Genomic DNA, 1,124 nt, shown 5'->3' on the forward strand with positions numbered 1-1,124 from the left:
CATTACACAAATTTAAAACCTAAGTGAAGTATCTCCATAAATTTTTACAATAGGCTTTGTTATATTATACAAAAAAGACTGGAATAAGTCCAGTCCTTTGTTTTAACCTTTTACTATAAAAGAAATTTGTTTCTTCAACGGGATACTAATTTTAGATTTCTTTAAATTTAAAAATCTATTGAATCTATTCTTTTTTATATCTGTTATTTTAAAATATTCTTCAATTAATTTTTTCTTATCTTCTGTCAACAAACTGCCATATTTATTATAAATAACTTTTATCAGCCGTCTGTCTCTCTCATCAAAGTATCTTTTTGACAAAAGTTCTCTTATAGTATTTTTAGCTCCAATCTGATTATCTCCATGTTGTCTATAATATATTAATGCCTTATTAACGAATATTCTCTCAAAAAATAATTCTGAGATAAGATGAATATATCTGTCATGCAAATAAACTTCTTTAGGAAAAGGTAAAATAAAATTCTTTATTTCTTTTGAAATTAGGATAGTAGCACCTTGTACAAAATAGTTAAAAAATACATTTTCTAGTCCTTTATTTATAGCTTTTTTAGAAATAAAAGTATCTTTTAAAATATTAGATTTATTTTTATCAAACAAGATAGCATCAGAATGAATCATAAATCCCTTATTTTTAATTTTTTCTATCATTTTTAAATACATATCTAGTTTATTTTCAACCCAAATATCATCTTGATCAGAAAACATTATAAATTCAGACTCCGAACTTTTTAATAGCTCTTCAAAATTCCGAACTATTCCAAGATTTCCTTTATTATCCTTTAAAATTTTTATTCTTTTATCCTTTTTATGATAATTTTGTATAATTTCCAATGTTTTATCTGTCGAATTATCATCACGTATCAGTAAATTCCAATTACGATATGTCTGATTAATAATGGAATCAAGCTGTTCAACTAAATATTTCTCGCCATTATAGGTTGCCATAAGAATATCAATTTTTTTATTTTCTATCATCCAGTTCACCCATCTTATTCTTCATAAAATCAGTAATTCCCTTAAACATATATTTCAATTTTCTCAACTTATCTTTTTCATAAAAAATAACTTTAAAAAAATCATTCAAAATATAGTAAATATATCTT

The 1,124-nt window shown here is 23.5% G+C and carries 1 protein-coding gene; it reads right to left on the reverse strand.

The features are described 5' to 3' along the window. Window positions 1-102: 102 nt before the first annotated feature. A complete protein-coding gene (locus Q0370_RS04640; RefSeq protein WP_299572751.1) occupies window positions 103-996 on the reverse strand; it encodes a glycosyltransferase family 2 protein in 894 nt (297 codons plus the stop codon). Between the last annotated feature and the right edge of the window lie 128 nt (window positions 997-1,124).

The sequence above is a fragment of the uncultured Leptotrichia sp. genome (assembly GCF_938036635.1).
In the GTDB taxonomy this organism is placed as follows: Bacteria; Fusobacteriota; Fusobacteriia; order Fusobacteriales; family Leptotrichiaceae; genus Leptotrichia; species Leptotrichia hongkongensis.

Coding starts and splice junctions, on each gene's coding strand:
- Q0370_RS04640 (WP_299572751.1), bottom strand. CDS start 996: ATGATAGAAAATAAAAAAATTGATATTCTTATGGCAACCTATAATGGC.